Source organism: Kaistella chaponensis (genome assembly GCF_900156725.1).
Taxonomy (GTDB): Bacteria; Bacteroidota; Bacteroidia; order Flavobacteriales; family Weeksellaceae; genus Kaistella; species Kaistella chaponensis.
Map to the genome: position 1 here is coordinate 339,347 of NZ_FTOI01000001.1, position 14,166 is coordinate 353,512.

General features: G+C 36.3%; 12 protein-coding genes. 9 read left to right on the plus strand and 3 right to left on the minus strand.

Annotation, left to right across the window (positions count from 1 at the left end):
* Positions 1–194: 194 nt before the first annotated feature.
* On the plus strand, positions 195–1,169 hold the full coding sequence (locus tag BW932_RS01560) for a ribonucleotide-diphosphate reductase subunit beta (protein WP_076384676.1): 975 nt from the start codon (positions 195–197) through the stop codon (positions 1,167–1,169).
* Positions 1,170–1,649: 480 nt separating this feature from the next.
* Positions 1,650–3,305, plus strand: a complete 1,656-nt coding sequence (locus tag BW932_RS01565) for a ribonucleoside-diphosphate reductase subunit alpha (RefSeq protein WP_076384678.1) — start codon at positions 1,650–1,652, stop codon at positions 3,303–3,305.
* Between the two features lie 94 nt (positions 3,306–3,399).
* Here the strand turns inward: BW932_RS01565 and BW932_RS01570 are convergent, their stop codons facing one another.
* Entirely contained in the window at positions 3,400–3,696 is a 297-nt protein-coding gene (locus BW932_RS01570; RefSeq protein ID WP_143745481.1) for a hypothetical protein, read from the minus strand.
* A gap of 129 nt (positions 3,697–3,825) precedes the next feature.
* Here BW932_RS01570 and BW932_RS01575 point away from each other — a divergent pair, with 129 nt between their 5' ends.
* Both BW932_RS01575 and lipA read left to right on the plus strand, forming a co-directional pair.
* Positions 3,826–4,383, plus strand: coding sequence for an RNA polymerase sigma factor (locus BW932_RS01575; RefSeq protein ID WP_076384682.1), 558 nt, complete (start codon positions 3,826–3,828; stop codon positions 4,381–4,383).
* Between the two features lie 45 nt (positions 4,384–4,428).
* Positions 4,429–5,295: a lipoyl synthase gene (gene lipA, locus BW932_RS01580; RefSeq protein WP_076384684.1), complete on the plus strand. Its 867-nt coding sequence runs from the start codon at positions 4,429–4,431 to the stop codon at positions 5,293–5,295.
* 59 nt (positions 5,296–5,354) lie between these two features.
* Here the strand turns inward: lipA and BW932_RS01585 are convergent, their stop codons facing one another.
* Positions 5,355–5,834 carry a Dps family protein gene (locus tag BW932_RS01585; protein ID WP_076384686.1) on the minus strand — a complete coding sequence of 160 codons (480 nt, stop codon included), beginning with the start codon at positions 5,832–5,834 and terminating at the stop codon, positions 5,355–5,357.
* A 47-nt stretch (positions 5,835–5,881) separates the two neighbouring features.
* On the minus strand, positions 5,882–6,262 hold the full coding sequence (locus BW932_RS01590) for a SpoIIAA family protein (protein ID WP_076384862.1): 381 nt from the start codon (positions 6,260–6,262) through the stop codon (positions 5,882–5,884).
* A gap of 313 nt (positions 6,263–6,575) precedes the next feature.
* Here BW932_RS01590 and BW932_RS01595 point away from each other — a divergent pair, with 313 nt between their 5' ends.
* The 5 genes from BW932_RS01595 (at position 6,576) to BW932_RS01615 (ending at position 14,134) form a co-directional block, all read left to right on the plus strand.
* Positions 6,576–7,829 (plus strand): CinA family nicotinamide mononucleotide deamidase-related protein, encoded by a 1,254-nt coding sequence (locus tag BW932_RS01595; RefSeq protein WP_076384688.1) that lies wholly within the window; start codon positions 6,576–6,578, stop codon positions 7,827–7,829.
* A gap of 63 nt (positions 7,830–7,892) precedes the next feature.
* Positions 7,893–8,555 carry a head GIN domain-containing protein gene (locus BW932_RS01600; protein WP_076384690.1) on the plus strand — a complete coding sequence of 221 codons (663 nt, stop codon included), beginning with the start codon at positions 7,893–7,895 and terminating at the stop codon, positions 8,553–8,555.
* 93 nt (positions 8,556–8,648) lie between these two features.
* On the plus strand, positions 8,649–10,748 hold the full coding sequence (locus BW932_RS01605; RefSeq protein WP_076384692.1) for a M13 family metallopeptidase: 2,100 nt from the start codon (positions 8,649–8,651) through the stop codon (positions 10,746–10,748).
* 253 nt (positions 10,749–11,001) lie between these two features.
* Positions 11,002–13,080 (plus strand): M13 family metallopeptidase, encoded by a 2,079-nt coding sequence (locus BW932_RS01610; RefSeq protein ID WP_076384694.1) that lies wholly within the window; start codon positions 11,002–11,004, stop codon positions 13,078–13,080.
* A 211-nt stretch (positions 13,081–13,291) separates the two neighbouring features.
* Positions 13,292–14,134 (plus strand): alpha/beta hydrolase family protein, encoded by an 843-nt coding sequence (locus BW932_RS01615; RefSeq protein ID WP_076384696.1) that lies wholly within the window; start codon positions 13,292–13,294, stop codon positions 14,132–14,134.
* Positions 14,135–14,166: the final 32 nt, after the last annotated feature.

A 14,166-nucleotide genomic window follows, 5' to 3' on the forward strand; every position in this document is an offset into this window, starting at 1 on the left:
AAAAGTCAGTCTTTTACTATTAAGACCTTTCATTGTATCCTTCAATTTTCTATTTTTGTGACTCACGCTTCTAGAATTTTTTGTAATTATATTTAAATAATTATATTATTCAATCACCATAAAATCAGTCATTTAGGTGAAAAAATATTTTTTTTAACTCAATGCTTGAAATAAGTAAACAAACTAAATAACCCATGGGAATTTTTGACAAAAGAGTAAGCTATAAACCATTTGAATATCCAGAAATTCTACAATTCGTAGAAGCCATCAACAAATCATTTTGGGTGCATTCGGAAGTTGATTTTACTGCAGATGTACAAGATTTTCAATCTCAGTTGGAGCCACACGAAAAAAATGCCATCAAAAACGCTCTTTTAGCCATTGCTCAAATCGAAGTTTCTGTAAAAACTTTTTGGGGGAATCTCTACAATCACATGCCAAAACCGGAATTGAATGGTTTAGGCTCTACTTTCGCGGAATGTGAATTTCGTCATTCGGAAGCGTATTCCAGATTATTGGAAGTTTTGGGTTACAATGATTCCTTTAATCAAGTCGTAGAAATTCCGGCGATTAAAAAAAGAATTGATTTCTTATCCAATGTATTGAAACACGCCAATTCTTCTACTCCGAAAGAATATGTTTCTTCGCTTTTATTGTTCAGTATTTTGATAGAAAACGTGTCTTTGTTTTCACAATTTGCGATTATTTTATCGTTTACACGATTCAAAGGGTACATGAAAAATGTGTCCAATATTATTGCATGGACTTCCGTAGATGAGCAGATTCACGCCAATGCAGGAATGTATTTGATCAATAAAATCCGCGAAGAGCAACCCGAATTATTAACCGATTCTGACATTGAAGATATTTACACTTTGGTGGATCATTCTATCGAACTGGAAAAAGAAATTCTAGACTGGATTTTCGAAATGGGAGAAATCGACAATATCGGAAAAGATGATTTATTGAACTTCATGAATTACCGTGTTGATGATAGTTTGAAGAAAATCGGCATGAAAACGCGTTACAATATTTCCCCGGAACAGTATCGACCAATGGTTTGGTTTGAAGAAGAAGTTTTTGCCAATTCCATGGATGATTTCTTTGCAAAAAGACCCGTAGATTATACGAAACACGATAAGAGTATTACGGAGAACGATTTGTTTTAATGAAGAGTCAAGATTCGAGAAACAAGAATCAAGATTTTGAACGATTTGTTCTAATGAAGAGTCAAGAACCAAGAATCAAGATTTTGAAAAGTCGAATTTTCGGCGAAGCCACGAAGTGGCGAAATCAATAGCATCGGGTAAAGCCCGATGACAATTATGAAAATGCGATCGAAAGAAGCGCCGAAGGTGCGAAATCATTTTAGACGGATTGTTTCGTTCCTCGCAATGACGAACCTTCGAAAGACAAACGGAAAGAACTTTTAGCCCCGATTGCAATGGAAATCCCGCAGTGACGACGAAAGGAGGAGCGAGGAATTGTAATGGAAAGCGGGACGGGATTTTCTAAGAAGCGAAAATCTTTATGCTCCTAAAAAAAAGTAAGAATCGTGATGAAAGTGGGCAAATTGCGATTTGTCCCTACGAAAAAAAATATAAAAATAATAAGACGGGATTGCTTCGCAAATCTCGCACTGACAAATTATGGAAGAACAATCGAAAATCTGGTGGCTGAACGAAGAATCGGAGCAAATGCTCAACCGCGGATATTTGTTGAAAGGAGAAACCGTAGATGGCGCAATCCTGAGAATTACCTCGGCTGCGGCGAAAAGATTATATAAACCTGAATTGCAACCGGCTTTTGAAGAGATGATTCGCAAAGGTTGGATCAGTTTTTCTTCTCCAGTTTGGGCAAATATGGGAACGGAAAGAGGTTTGCCGATTTCTTGTTTCAATGTTCATGTTCCAGATAACATCGAAGGAATTACCCACAAATTGGGTGAAGTGATCATGCAAACGAAAATTGGTGGCGGAACTTCAGGGTATTTTGGTGAACTCAGAAATCGCGGAACTGCTGTAACCGACAACGGAAAATCGTCGGGTGCGGTTTCTTTTATGAAACTCTATGATACTGCGATGGATGTGGTTTCGCAAGGCGGCGTTCGTCGTGGAGCTTTTGCGGCGTATCTGGATGTGGATCACGGTGATATTGAAGAATTTTTATCGATTAAAGATATTGGAAGTCCGATCCAGAACTTGTTTACCGGAATTTGCGTTCCAGATTACTGGATGCAGGATATGATTGATGGTGATATGGACAAGCGGAAAATTTGGGCGAGAGTTTTAGAAAGTCGTCAACAGAAAGGTTTGCCGTATATTTTATTCACCGATAATGTGAACAGAAATAAGCCACAAGTTTACAAAGATCTTGGAATGCCGATTAATGCAAGTAATTTGTGTTCAGAAATTATGTTGCCATCGAGTGCAGATGAATCTTTCATTTGCTGTTTGTCTTCTATGAATTTAGAACTTTATGATGAGTGGAAAGATACCGATGCCGTGAAATTAGCCATCTATTTCTTAGATGCAGTTTTATCTGAATTTATCGAAAAAACTGAAGGAAATTATTATTTGACCGGCGCTAGAACTTTTGCAATGCGTCACAGAGCTTTAGGTTTGGGCGTTTTGGGTTATCATTCTTATTTGCAGAAAAATATGATTCCGTTTGAAAGTTTTGAAGCAACGCAATTCAATGCAAGAGCTTTCCGACAGATTAAGGAACAATCCATTGTTGCTTCTCAAGAATTGGCGAATATTTACGGTGAACCAGAAATTTTGAAAGGATATGGAATGCGCAACACGACTACAATGGCGATTGCTCCAACTACATCTAGTTCTGCGATTTTGGGGCAAACTTCTCCAGGAATTGAACCTTTTGCGTCGAATTATTACAAAGCAGGTTTGGCGAAAGGAAACTTTATGCGCAAAAATAAATACCTCGCAACATTGCTTCAGGAAAAAGGGTTGGATAACGAAGATACTTGGAGAACAATTATGTTGAACCACGGTTCTGTTCAAAATATTAAAGAACTGAGTGATGAGGAAAAAGCAGTTTTCAAAACCTTCCGGGAGATTTCTCCGATGGAAATTATTTCTCAGGCTGCACAAAGACAACAATATATCGATCAGGCGCAAAGTTTGAATTTACAAATTCCATCGACGATGCCGGTGAAAGACGTGAATTATCTTTACATCGAAGCATGGAAAAAAGGCGTGAAAACTTTGTATTATCAAAGAAGTTCGTCGGTTTCTAAAGAAATGATGGTGAATTTTGTGAGTTGTTCGAGTTGTGAAGCTTAAAAACAAAGAATAATCCAATTAATAAAGAAACCGCAGAAAAATTTTCTGCGGTTTTTTTTTAAGAAGAAAAGTTCGTGAATTTGTGGCACGAATTTTACGCTAAAAATTCAATCTCTTTATCTTTCAACTTGTTGTTATCAACCAGTTTCAGCATGGTTTTCAACATTTTCTTGCGAAATTTCGAAATTCTTCGGATATTTTTATCTTCACTGTAATCGAAAATGTTATCTTCAAAAGAGAACGTGTCGCCTTTTTTAAAAGTAATATTGTTTTCCTTCAACTCCTTTAATAACATTAAATTCGTCATCGTTTCCAACAACGTATTTTCAGCAATAGCAAGCTCTTTCAACGATTTCAGGATCTGCTTTTTATATTTTTTCTTTGGATTCATTTTATAAATTTTTAATACTATGCAATAGTAAGGAATTTTAATTGGTTTTAAAAAAAATAACAGCGCCATTTTATCATACTGTGCTCTTTTTAATGTTCATTTTTAAATTTGATTATCTTTGTTTTCACAATGAAAAATACAGATCTCATCACGCTTATTTCTCTCGCTAAAAATAAGAATCAAAAAGCGCAAACGCAACTCATCAATCTTTTTTGGGTAGATGTTTTCAGTTTTGTGATGAAAAAAGTGCAGAATGAGAATGTTGCAGATGAAATTACGGTTTCTGTATTTTCGAAAGTTTTGGCAAAACTCGATCTGTACGATCCTAATTTTCAATTTAAAACCTGGATTCTCACCATTGCGCAAAATTCTGTCATCGATTATTGGCGAAAAAAATCTCGTGAAAACGAAGATTCCACCGACAATTTTGATGATTTCAAAAACCATTTCGCTTTATCACCAGAAGAACTTTTAATTTCCGCTGAAGATCAAAAGAAAATTGTAACAATCATCGAAAGTTTAGATTCCAAATACCAAGATATCATTCGACTGCGGTTTTTTGAGGAAAAAAGCATCAAAGAAATTGCCGAAGAATTGAATATTACCGTCGCCAATACCAAAGTGAGAATCATGCGTGCGAAAAAAGTACTTTCGGAATTATTGAAAACAAATGAGTTTGATGATTGATGAAACCAATTCCAAATTCCCTAAATTTGTAGCTTATTATTAAAGATGAACGAAACGCTTCTCGAAACTCCTCTTCAAAAACCAAAATGGATTCGTGTAAAACTTCCAACAGGAAAAAACTATCGCGAACTTCGAAACTTGGTGGATAAATATAAACTCAACACCATTTGCCAAAGCGGAAGTTGTCCGAATATGGGCGAATGTTGGGGTGAAGGAACAGCAACTTTTATGATCCTCGGAAATATCTGCACCAGAAGTTGCGGCTTTTGTGGGGTAAAAACCGGTAAACCTTTAGATGTAAATTGGGATGAACCAGAAAAGGTGGCGCGTTCTATCAAATTAATGAAAATCAAACACGCGGTTCTCACTTCTGTTGATCGCGATGATTTGAAAGATATGGGTTCTATTTTATGGACCGAAACCGTAAACGCAGTTCGCAGAATTTCTCCCGGAACAACCATGGAAACTCTGATTCCAGATTTTCAGGGAATTACAAAACATATCGATCGAATTATTTCAGTTGCGCCCGAAGTTATTTCTCACAACATGGAAACCGTAAAACGTTTAACCAGAGAAGTTCGTATTCAGGCGAAATACGAAAGAAGTCTTGAAGTTTTGCGCTACATGAAAGAAGCCGGACAAAATCGCACAAAAACCGGATTAATGCTCGGTTTGGGCGAAGAAAAATCAGAAGTGATGCAAACGATTGAAGATATTCGAAATGCAAATGTCGATGTGATTACAATCGGACAATATTTACAGCCGACCAAAAAACATTTGCCAGTAAAACGTTTCGTTGACTTAGAAGAATTTGAGGAATACCGCTTATTCGCAAAAGAATTAGGTTTCCGACATGTTGAAAGTTCGCCTCTGGTAAGAAGTTCTTATCACGCCGAAAAACATATTCACTAAAATTTCACCAAAACTCATAAAAAAATCCCTTATCAAAAGGGATTTTTATTTTTAGAAAACTAGGCTTCCTTGAAATATTTTCTCAGTTTCCACGCCATTTTTTCGTGTTCCTGCATCAAACCGTTTAAAAAGTCAGAGGTTCCAGCGTCGCCGTACTTTTCTTCCACCACATCCAGGTTTTTACGCAGCGATTTTACAATCGTTTCGTGATCTCCCACCAATTCGCGCAACATTTCCTGAACGGTTGGGATTTTCCCTGGAGTTTCTTTCAATTGAGACAATTTGGAGAATTCTGCGGTTGTTCCAACTGCAACGCCGCCCAATGTGCTGATTCTTTCCGCAACTTCGTCTATTGCTTCAGCAACTGCGGTATATTGATCTTCAAAGAGCAAGTGAAGTTCCATGAAATTATCTCCAGAAAGGTTCCAATGAAATTTTCTCAATTTAATATATAAGATATTTCCATCTGCTAAAACATTGTTCAAAACATCGTTGACCGAATTTAAATTTTTTGCGGTAATTCCTAAGTTTGGTTTCATATTATTTATTATTTAATGTTAGTATTTATAGGTTTTGTATTTATTTTTTAATCATTAACTTCATCACCATTTGCGCACCAAAATAGAGCATTTTCTAAATCTTCGGTCGGAAAAAACCTAAATTCTCCCGGCATAATCACACTGAAAATTGCCGTGAAATTTTGCACAGATTCTTCATCAGTTAGAATGGCGGCACGATTCCACTTTGTAATATTTTGCAGTCCCAAAAGAAAATCTTGAAACCACGCTCCAGCTGTAAACTGATCCAAATCGGTATCCAAATAAAACAGATAATTAAGCTCCTCAAAAACACTTACTTTCGCTTCTACGTGCGGGAAAACCCAATTTTCAAAATCTTCAGCCGACACTTGTCCGGTTGCTTTAAAAGCAGCAACATTTTCGGGTACATCAGGAATAATTGTAATCATAACAGTGGTTTTTAATGTTTTTGGAGCATTAAGAGTGGTTTTTTTTCCGACGGGAAGACCCGCTTTCCACTCTATCTTTTTCTTTTTCTTGAAAAAAAGAAAAAGGATGCCGTTGCAATCGGGGCTAAAACAACTTGCGTTTCTTTTTCCGAGAGATTTTCTATCAGTTCTAAACAAGAATTGAACCATCTTCAAATCAGGCAGCCTAATAAAACTCAGATTTATAAAATCTATCATCAACAATTTAAAATAAACGTGAAATCAAGAAATTTCCGAGCCGAAATTTTGTAATTTTATACTCTCAAAAATTTTTATGAAAGCAGTTCTTATCACCATTGGCGACGAAATCTTATCAGGAAATACCATCGATACCAACTCGAATTTTATTGCCAGTCAGCTCAAAGAAATCGGCATTCCTGTCGTACAAATTTTTACCGTCGCCGATACACTCGATTCCATTAGAAAAACTTTAGAAACTGCGCATCAATTGGGCGATATCATCATTACAACGGGTGGATTGGGACCGACGAAAGATGATAAAACCAAAACCGCTTTTGCCGAATTTTTTAACGATAAACTTGTTTTGGATGATCCCACTTTCGAACATTTAAGAAAAATTTTCATCAAACGAAATCGGGAACATTTATTAGAAATCAATAGAAATCAAGCCGTCGTTTTATCCAAAGCCACCATTTTTCAGAACGAAAATGGTTCTGCACCATGTCAAATGATCCAAGAAAACGGCAAAATCACGATTTGTCTTCCCGGAGTTCCGTATGAAGTAAAACCTTTGATAAAAGATAAAATAATTCCCTTTTTAAAGCATCAACTTTCTTTGCATTATATAGAATCTCAGATTATTTCTGTCGTAAATTTCCCTGAAAGTTTATTGGCGTTAAAGATTGAAGATTGGGAATTGGCTTTACCAAAAAATATTTCACTGTCTTATTTACCCATCGGAAATCGTGTGAAATTGCGCTTAACCGCAACCGGAAATCATTTAGACGAGTTAAAAAGTCAACTGAAAATCGAGGCAGAAAAACTGAAACCATTAATAGGAGAAAAAGTAATTTCTTGGAATGGCAACGAAATTCAGGAAATTTTAAAAGAAATTTTAATTCAAAAAAAACTCACGCTTTCATCGGCAGAAAGTTGTACTGGTGGTGAATTAGCGAGATTAATTACCTCTGTTTCCGGAAGTTCAAAATATTTTTTGGGTGGAATTATTCCGTATGATTATCATCAAAAGATTTCAATTTTAGGAGTTTCGGAAAAAACAATTTCAGAAAAAACGGTCGTTTCCGCGGAAGTCGCGCAGGAAATGAGTTTGGGTGGTCAAAAATTATTCAAAACAGATATTTCAATTGCTACAACTGGTGTTTCTGGACCAAATTCGGATGAGTTTAATAATGAAATCGGAACGGTTTTCTATTCCATTCGGGTGAAAAATTTCGAAAAGACAAACCGTCTTTTTCTTCCACATTTAGAAAGAAATGATTTTGCTAATTTTGTGTCTCAAAGGGTTTTGCAGGATCTGATCGAAATGATCATTCAGGAGGAACACTAATTTTTGACAAAATGTAAAATAATTGCGCGTACAAAACGTTTCTAACCATAAATCAATTTAATTATGAACAAATTATTCGGAGGTTTTCTCTTCATCTTTTCTCAATTTTTCTTTGCGCAATCTACTCGAAATGTAGGTGATTTTTCTTCGTTGAAGGTATATGATAAAATCTCGGTTGTTCTCATTCATTCTACCGAAAACAAAGTAGAAACAGACCGCGAAAATGCAGATTTGGAAACCGTGAATAAAAATGGGGAGCTGAAAATTCGAATGGCACCCGCGAAAATTTTGCAAGGAAATCAGGTTTCTGTGAAAGTTTTCTACAAAAATTTAAATGACATTCAAGCAAGTCAAGGATCTGTAATTTCTGCGGAAGGCGAAGTTGAAAGTAAAATGCTTTCACTTACTTCCAATGAAGGTTCATCAATAAATATAGCAGTCAATTCAAAAACACTCAGTACAAAATTGAATTCTGGTGGTGAAATTACCGTTACCGGAAATGCAGGACATCAGGAAATCTTGGTGAATTCGGGTGCGAAATTCTTAGGAAAAAATATTGAATCTGAAAGTGCATCTGTAACTACAAACGCAGGTGGATTTGCCGAGGTTAATGTAACAGATTCGGTAAATGCAACAACCAGAGCAGGTGGAGTTATCGATATTTACGGTGATCCCAACGATCGGAAAGTAAAAAATGTAATCGGTGGAAAAATTAATTTTAAATAAATTTTTAAAAGTCATTTCAAAAGAATGGCTTTTTTATTTGGCAGGCTGTAACAAATAAAAAAATGCTTAGACTAAGCAATAAATAGCTTTTTAATGAAAAATGTAAACATAAGTGTTTTGGCATTCGTTGGAATGATCGCGCTTAATTCATGTGCAACAAAAATCACCACACCCAATCCACCAGAAACTCCTTCTAAACCACTGGAAACACCCAAAGAATCGGTTACAGAAATTTCTGAAAAAGGATTAGATTTCACCACGTTTGACAAAACAGTTCGTCCACAAGATGATTTTTACAATTTTGTAAATGGAACTTGGATGAAAACGGCTAAAATTCCTGCTGATAAGTCAACTTGGGGAAGCTTCAACAAACTTGCTGAAGATACGGATAACAATTCCATGACGATTCTGAATTCCCTCTTGAAAGATCAATTTGCAGAAGGAAGCGAAGGCAAAAAAATACAAGATTTGTACGCAACCTACATGAATATGGAGAAACGCAACGCCGACGGAATTGCGCCGATCAAATCAGATTTAGCAAAAATTGACGCCATCAACAATCTTTCTGATCTTCAAAAATATTTAATTGAAGCGACCAAAAACGGTGAAAACCCTTTTTATTCCTGGGGAATTGATGCAGACCTGAAAGATTCTAAAATGAATGCGGTTTATTTAGGGAATGCTGCTCTTGGAATGGGACGCGATTATTACCAAAAAGTAAATCCGAAAAATACAGAAGCTTTAGCTGAATATTCCAAATATATCGCTTCAATGCTTGATGTTTTAGAATATAAAAATTCTTCGGTAACTGCAAAAAACATTGTGAATTTCGAGAAAAGCATTGCGCAAACTTATCTGACCAATGAGCAGATTCGCGATGCAACTTTGCAGTACAATCCAGAAACGATGGCTCAACTTTCGGCGCTGGTAAAAAATGTAAATCTGCCGAAATATTTAACTTCTGTGGGAGTGAGTACCGATAAAGTAATTGTGGGTGAACTGAAATATTACAAAAATTTAGACCAGTTCATCAATGCTAAAAATATTCCTTTGATTAAAGATTACATGAAGTTTCATTTGATTTCTGGCAATGCAAGTTATCTTTCTGCAGATCTGGATCAGAAGAGATTTGGTTTTTATGGTAAATATTTGAGAGGACAACAAGAGCAAAGAGCGCAAAACAAAAGAGGATTCGAAGTAATCAATGGTGTTTTGGGTGAAGCTTTCGGTAAATTGTATGTAGAGAAATATTTCCCGGCTGCAGCGAAAACTCAAATGGTTGAATTGATTGGTTATTTGAAAAAAAGTTTCGCTTCCCACATCAATAATTTAGCTTGGATGTCTCCTGTTACAAAGGAAAAAGCCTTAACCAAACTCAACAAATTTGCGGTAAAAGTTGCGTACCCGGATCAATGGAAAGATTATTCTAAATTGACCATTAATGCTGAAAAAAATGGGGGAACATTATATAATAATTTACAAAATGTTTCCGAGTGGCAATACCAAAAAGATTTAGAAAAAATTGGTAAACCAGTTGACCGCACAGAATGGGGAATGTCGCCACAAACTGTAAATGCGTATTACAATCCTTTGAACAACGAAATCGTGTTTCCAGCTGCAATTTTACAGCCGCCATTCTTTAATCCAAATGCTGATGCCGCCATTAATTTTGGTGGAATTGGAGCAGTAATCGGTCACGAAATCACGCACGGTTTCGACGATTCAGGAGCACAGTTTGATGCCGACGGAAATTTGGTAGATTGGTGGACTGCAGAGGATAAAGCCAACTTCGAAAAAGCTACAAAAGCTCTCGCAGCGCAGTACAGTACTTACGAACCAGTGAAAGGAACTTTTGTGAATGGTGAATTTACGAATGGTGAAAATATCGCAGATTTGGGTGGTGTAAATATTTCTTATGATGCGCTTCAAATGTATATTAAAGACCATGGAAATCCAGGAATGATCAGCGGATATTCCCAAGATCAGCGATTTTTTATGAGTTGGGCAACCGTGTGGAGAACCCTTCAAAGTGAAGCTTCACTATTGAATCAAATCAAAACCAATGAGCATTCTCCAGGATTATACCGTGCTTTTGGTCCACTGGTAAATACGGATTCTTTCTACAAATCTTTCGATGTAAAAGAAGGTGACAAACTTTATAAAAAACCAGAAGCAAGAATTAAGATCTGGTAAAATTTTTTGAAATAGTAAATAATAAGATCACTCCATTAATTTGGGGTGATTTTTTTGGGTGTAATCCTTGGAAATGCAATTCTCAATCTCGGGTAGTTTTTCGCTATTTCATTTTTGTGCCGCTTTTCCAACCGATACAAAAATGAACGCCGTTGCAACTATATAAGCAAGAAAGAATCCTTTAACAAAAGGAATTTCAAAAGTTAAAATATTTACTATCTTTGAAATATATCAAAAAATCATTTACGATCATATGAAAAAAATCACCATTACTATACTTGCTTTTTCAGGGATGATAGCTCTGAATTCGTGTTCAACTACCAAAACCACCACAGCTGAACCTCTACAAGTTCCAGGAGAGACAAAAGTAATTTCCGAAGAAGGTCTCAATCTTTCTTATATGGATACTTCGGTTCGGCCACAAGATGACTTCTTTAATTATGTGAATGGAAACTGGATGAAAACGGTTGAAATTCCTGCCGATAAAACAAGTTGGGGAAGTTTCAATGCTTTAAGAGAAGATGTTGATAATTCTTCTTTAGAAATCCTTAATAAAATCCTTACCGATAAATTCTCTGCCAATTCCGAAGGCGAGAAAATTCAAAATCTGTACGGTACTTATATGGATTGGAATAAAAGAAATGCAGATGGAATCAATCCCATCATGAATGATTTAAATAAAATCGATGCGCTTAAATCTGTTGCAGATCTACAAAAATATTTAACCGAAGCGACCAAAACTGGCGACAATCCTTTCTACGCATGGAGAGTGGGTGCAGACATGAAAAACTCTGTCATGAATGCGGTTTATTTAGGTGGTGCTTCCTTGGGTTTAGGTCGTGATTATTATCAAAAAGAAAACGATGCAAACACTAAAACTTTAGCAGAATATAAAAATTATTTGGCTCAGCTTTTCACAATTCTCGGATACAACAATGCAGATCAAACAGCACAGCGTGTCGTGGCTTTTGAAAAACAATTGGCGCAGGATTTCTTGACCAATGAACAAAATCGCGACGCCAATCTTCGATACAACCCGAAAACGGTAGCGGAACTTTCGAAGTTGGTAACTCACATTAACTTGCCCAATTATTTGAACGATGCAGGTGTGAAAACCGATAAAGTAATCGTAAGCGAACTGAAATATTACCAAAATATGGATTCGTGGATTAACGAAAGAACGCTTCCGCTTATCAAAGAATATATGAAAGCGAGAATGGTTTCATCGAACGCCGGAAATTTAAATCAAAAATTAGACGATATTAATTTTGATTTTTATTCTAAATATTTGCAAGGTCAAAAAGAGCAGCGACCAATGAACAAAAGAGGTTTAAGTGTTATTAATGGTGCTTTGGGAGAAGCATTCGGGAAACTGTACGTAGAGAAATATTTTCCGGCAGGAGCCAAAAAGCAAATGGAAACGTACATTGGTTACCTCAAAAAATCATTCAAAGAACATATCGCAGATAACGATTGGATGTCGCCAGAAACCAAAGTAAAAGCTCAGGAAAAATTAGCGAAATTTTCTGTAAAAATCGCTTATCCAGATACTTGGAAGGATTATTCGAGATTACAATTGGAAAGTGCAAGAGAAGGTGGGTCTTATTACAAAAATCTGCAGAATATTTCAGCTTGGCAATATGCGAAAAATTTGGCAAAGGTTGGAAAACCCGTGGATAAAACCGAGTGGGGAATGGCTCCGCAAACTGTAAATGCTTATTACAGCGGTTCTAACAATGAAATCGTTTTTCCAGCTGCAATTTTACAGCCGCCGTTTTTTAACTTCAAAGCTGATCCCGCAGTAAATTTTGGTGGAATTGGTGCCGTAATCGGTCATGAAATTGGGCACGGTTTCGATGATTCTGGTTCAAGATTCGATGGCGATGGAAATTTGAATAATTGGTGGAGTGATGCAGACCGAAAAAATTTCGACGCAAAAGTAGGACAACTTGCGGCTCAATATGATAAATACGAACCGGTAAAAGGAAGTTTCATCAACGGTAAATTTACGAGTGGAGAAAATATCGGAGATTTAGGCGGAGTTGCAGTTGCGTATACCGCATTGCAAATGTATTTGAAGGATAAAGGAAATCCCGGCAAAATCAGCGGAATGACGCAGGATCAAAGATTTTTCATGAGTTGGGCAACCGTTTGGCGTACCAAATCTACAGAGAAATATATGGTCAATCAGGTGAAAACCGATCCGCATTCTCCAGGATATTTCCGAGCGTTTGCGCCTTTGGTGAATCAGGATTCATTCTATAAAGCATTCGATATCAAACCTGGTGATCAACTGTATAAAGCACCGGAAGCGAGAATTAAAATTTGGTAAATTAAAAACCAAATTAGTTGATAACCCTTTCAGCCTTTTAAAGGCTGAAAGGGTTTTTTGTTGAAATAAAATACAATTAGAACTTTGAAATTCTTAATTTTGAATGAACCCAACCTTAAAAATATGAAATCGCCTTTAGCAGATTTTCTTGCAAACAAACACCAATGGAGAAAGCGATAACATATGACCATTAAAATAATAAAATCTACCTATGAAACTAAATATCGAAAGAAATACCATCATTAAAAATCCAAAAACAAGAGATTTTTTAGCAGATGCTTTTTATCCAGAAAGTGAAAATCAATTGCCGTTGGTTATTTTTGCGCATGGTTACAAAGGGTACAAAGATTGGGGCGCATGGAATTTGATGGCACAAAAATTTGCAGAAGCCGGTTTTTTCTTTGTGAAATTTAATTTTTCACATAACGGAACGACCATCAAAAAACCGACCGATTTTGCAGATTTAGAAGCTTTCGGACAGAATAATTTTTCCAAGGAAATGTCTGATTATGATGAGGTTTTAAATTATTTTTGTAATCATGACAAAGTTGATTCAGAAAAAATCGCCGTTATCGGTCACAGTCGTGGTGGTGGAATTTCCGCCATCAAAGCTTTTGAAGATGATCGGGTGAAACTGCTCATTTCTTTAGCGGGAGTCAGCAATTTCAAGTACCGTTTCCCTACTAAAGATCGTTTCGAAGAATGGAAAAATTCTGGTGTGATGTATTCGGAAAACAAAAGAACACACCAACACATGCCGCATTATTTTCAGTTTTTTGAAGATTTTGAAGAGAATGAAGAGCGTTTTACGATTCAGTATGCAGCGCAACACTTAGCAAAACCTTTTTTGATTATTCAGGGGACGAACGATGATGCGGTGAAAGATAAGGAAGCTTTTTTGCTGAATGAATGGTGCAAAACGTCGGAATTGGTTATAATGGAAAATGCAAATCATACTTTTGGTGCGAAAGAACCGTGGACAGAAAATGGACTTCCTGATCAATTAAATAAAGCAACTTCTCTTGCGACTGATTTTCTGAAAGCGCACCTCTAAGTTTAATATGAATAAAATTTAATATTTATTTC

Bases quoted from the DNA above. Each gene is read 5' to 3' on its own strand.
- BW932_RS01565 (WP_076384678.1), top strand. From the start codon at position 1,650: ATGGAAGAACAATCGAAAATCTGGTGGCTGAACGAAGAATCGGAGCAA.
- BW932_RS01560 (WP_076384676.1), top strand. From the start codon at position 195: ATGGGAATTTTTGACAAAAGAGTAAGCTATAAACCATTTGAATATCCA.
- BW932_RS01585 (WP_076384686.1), bottom strand. From the start codon at position 5,834: ATGAAACCAAACTTAGGAATTACCGCAAAAAATTTAAATTCGGTCAAC.
- BW932_RS01590 (WP_076384862.1), bottom strand. From the start codon at position 6,262: ATGATTACAATTATTCCTGATGTACCCGAAAATGTTGCTGCTTTTAAA.
- BW932_RS01615 (WP_076384696.1), top strand. From the start codon at position 13,292: ATGAAACTAAATATCGAAAGAAATACCATCATTAAAAATCCAAAAACA.
- BW932_RS01575 (WP_076384682.1), top strand. From the start codon at position 3,826: ATGAAAAATACAGATCTCATCACGCTTATTTCTCTCGCTAAAAATAAG.
- BW932_RS01595 (WP_076384688.1), top strand. From the start codon at position 6,576: ATGAAAGCAGTTCTTATCACCATTGGCGACGAAATCTTATCAGGAAAT.
- BW932_RS01570 (WP_143745481.1), bottom strand. From the start codon at position 3,696: ATGAATCCAAAGAAAAAATATAAAAAGCAGATCCTGAAATCGTTGAAA.
- BW932_RS01610 (WP_076384694.1), top strand. From the start codon at position 11,002: ATGAAAAAAATCACCATTACTATACTTGCTTTTTCAGGGATGATAGCT.
- BW932_RS01605 (WP_076384692.1), top strand. From the start codon at position 8,649: ATGAAAAATGTAAACATAAGTGTTTTGGCATTCGTTGGAATGATCGCG.
- BW932_RS01600 (WP_076384690.1), top strand. From the start codon at position 7,893: ATGAACAAATTATTCGGAGGTTTTCTCTTCATCTTTTCTCAATTTTTC.
- lipA (WP_076384684.1), top strand. From the start codon at position 4,429: ATGAACGAAACGCTTCTCGAAACTCCTCTTCAAAAACCAAAATGGATT.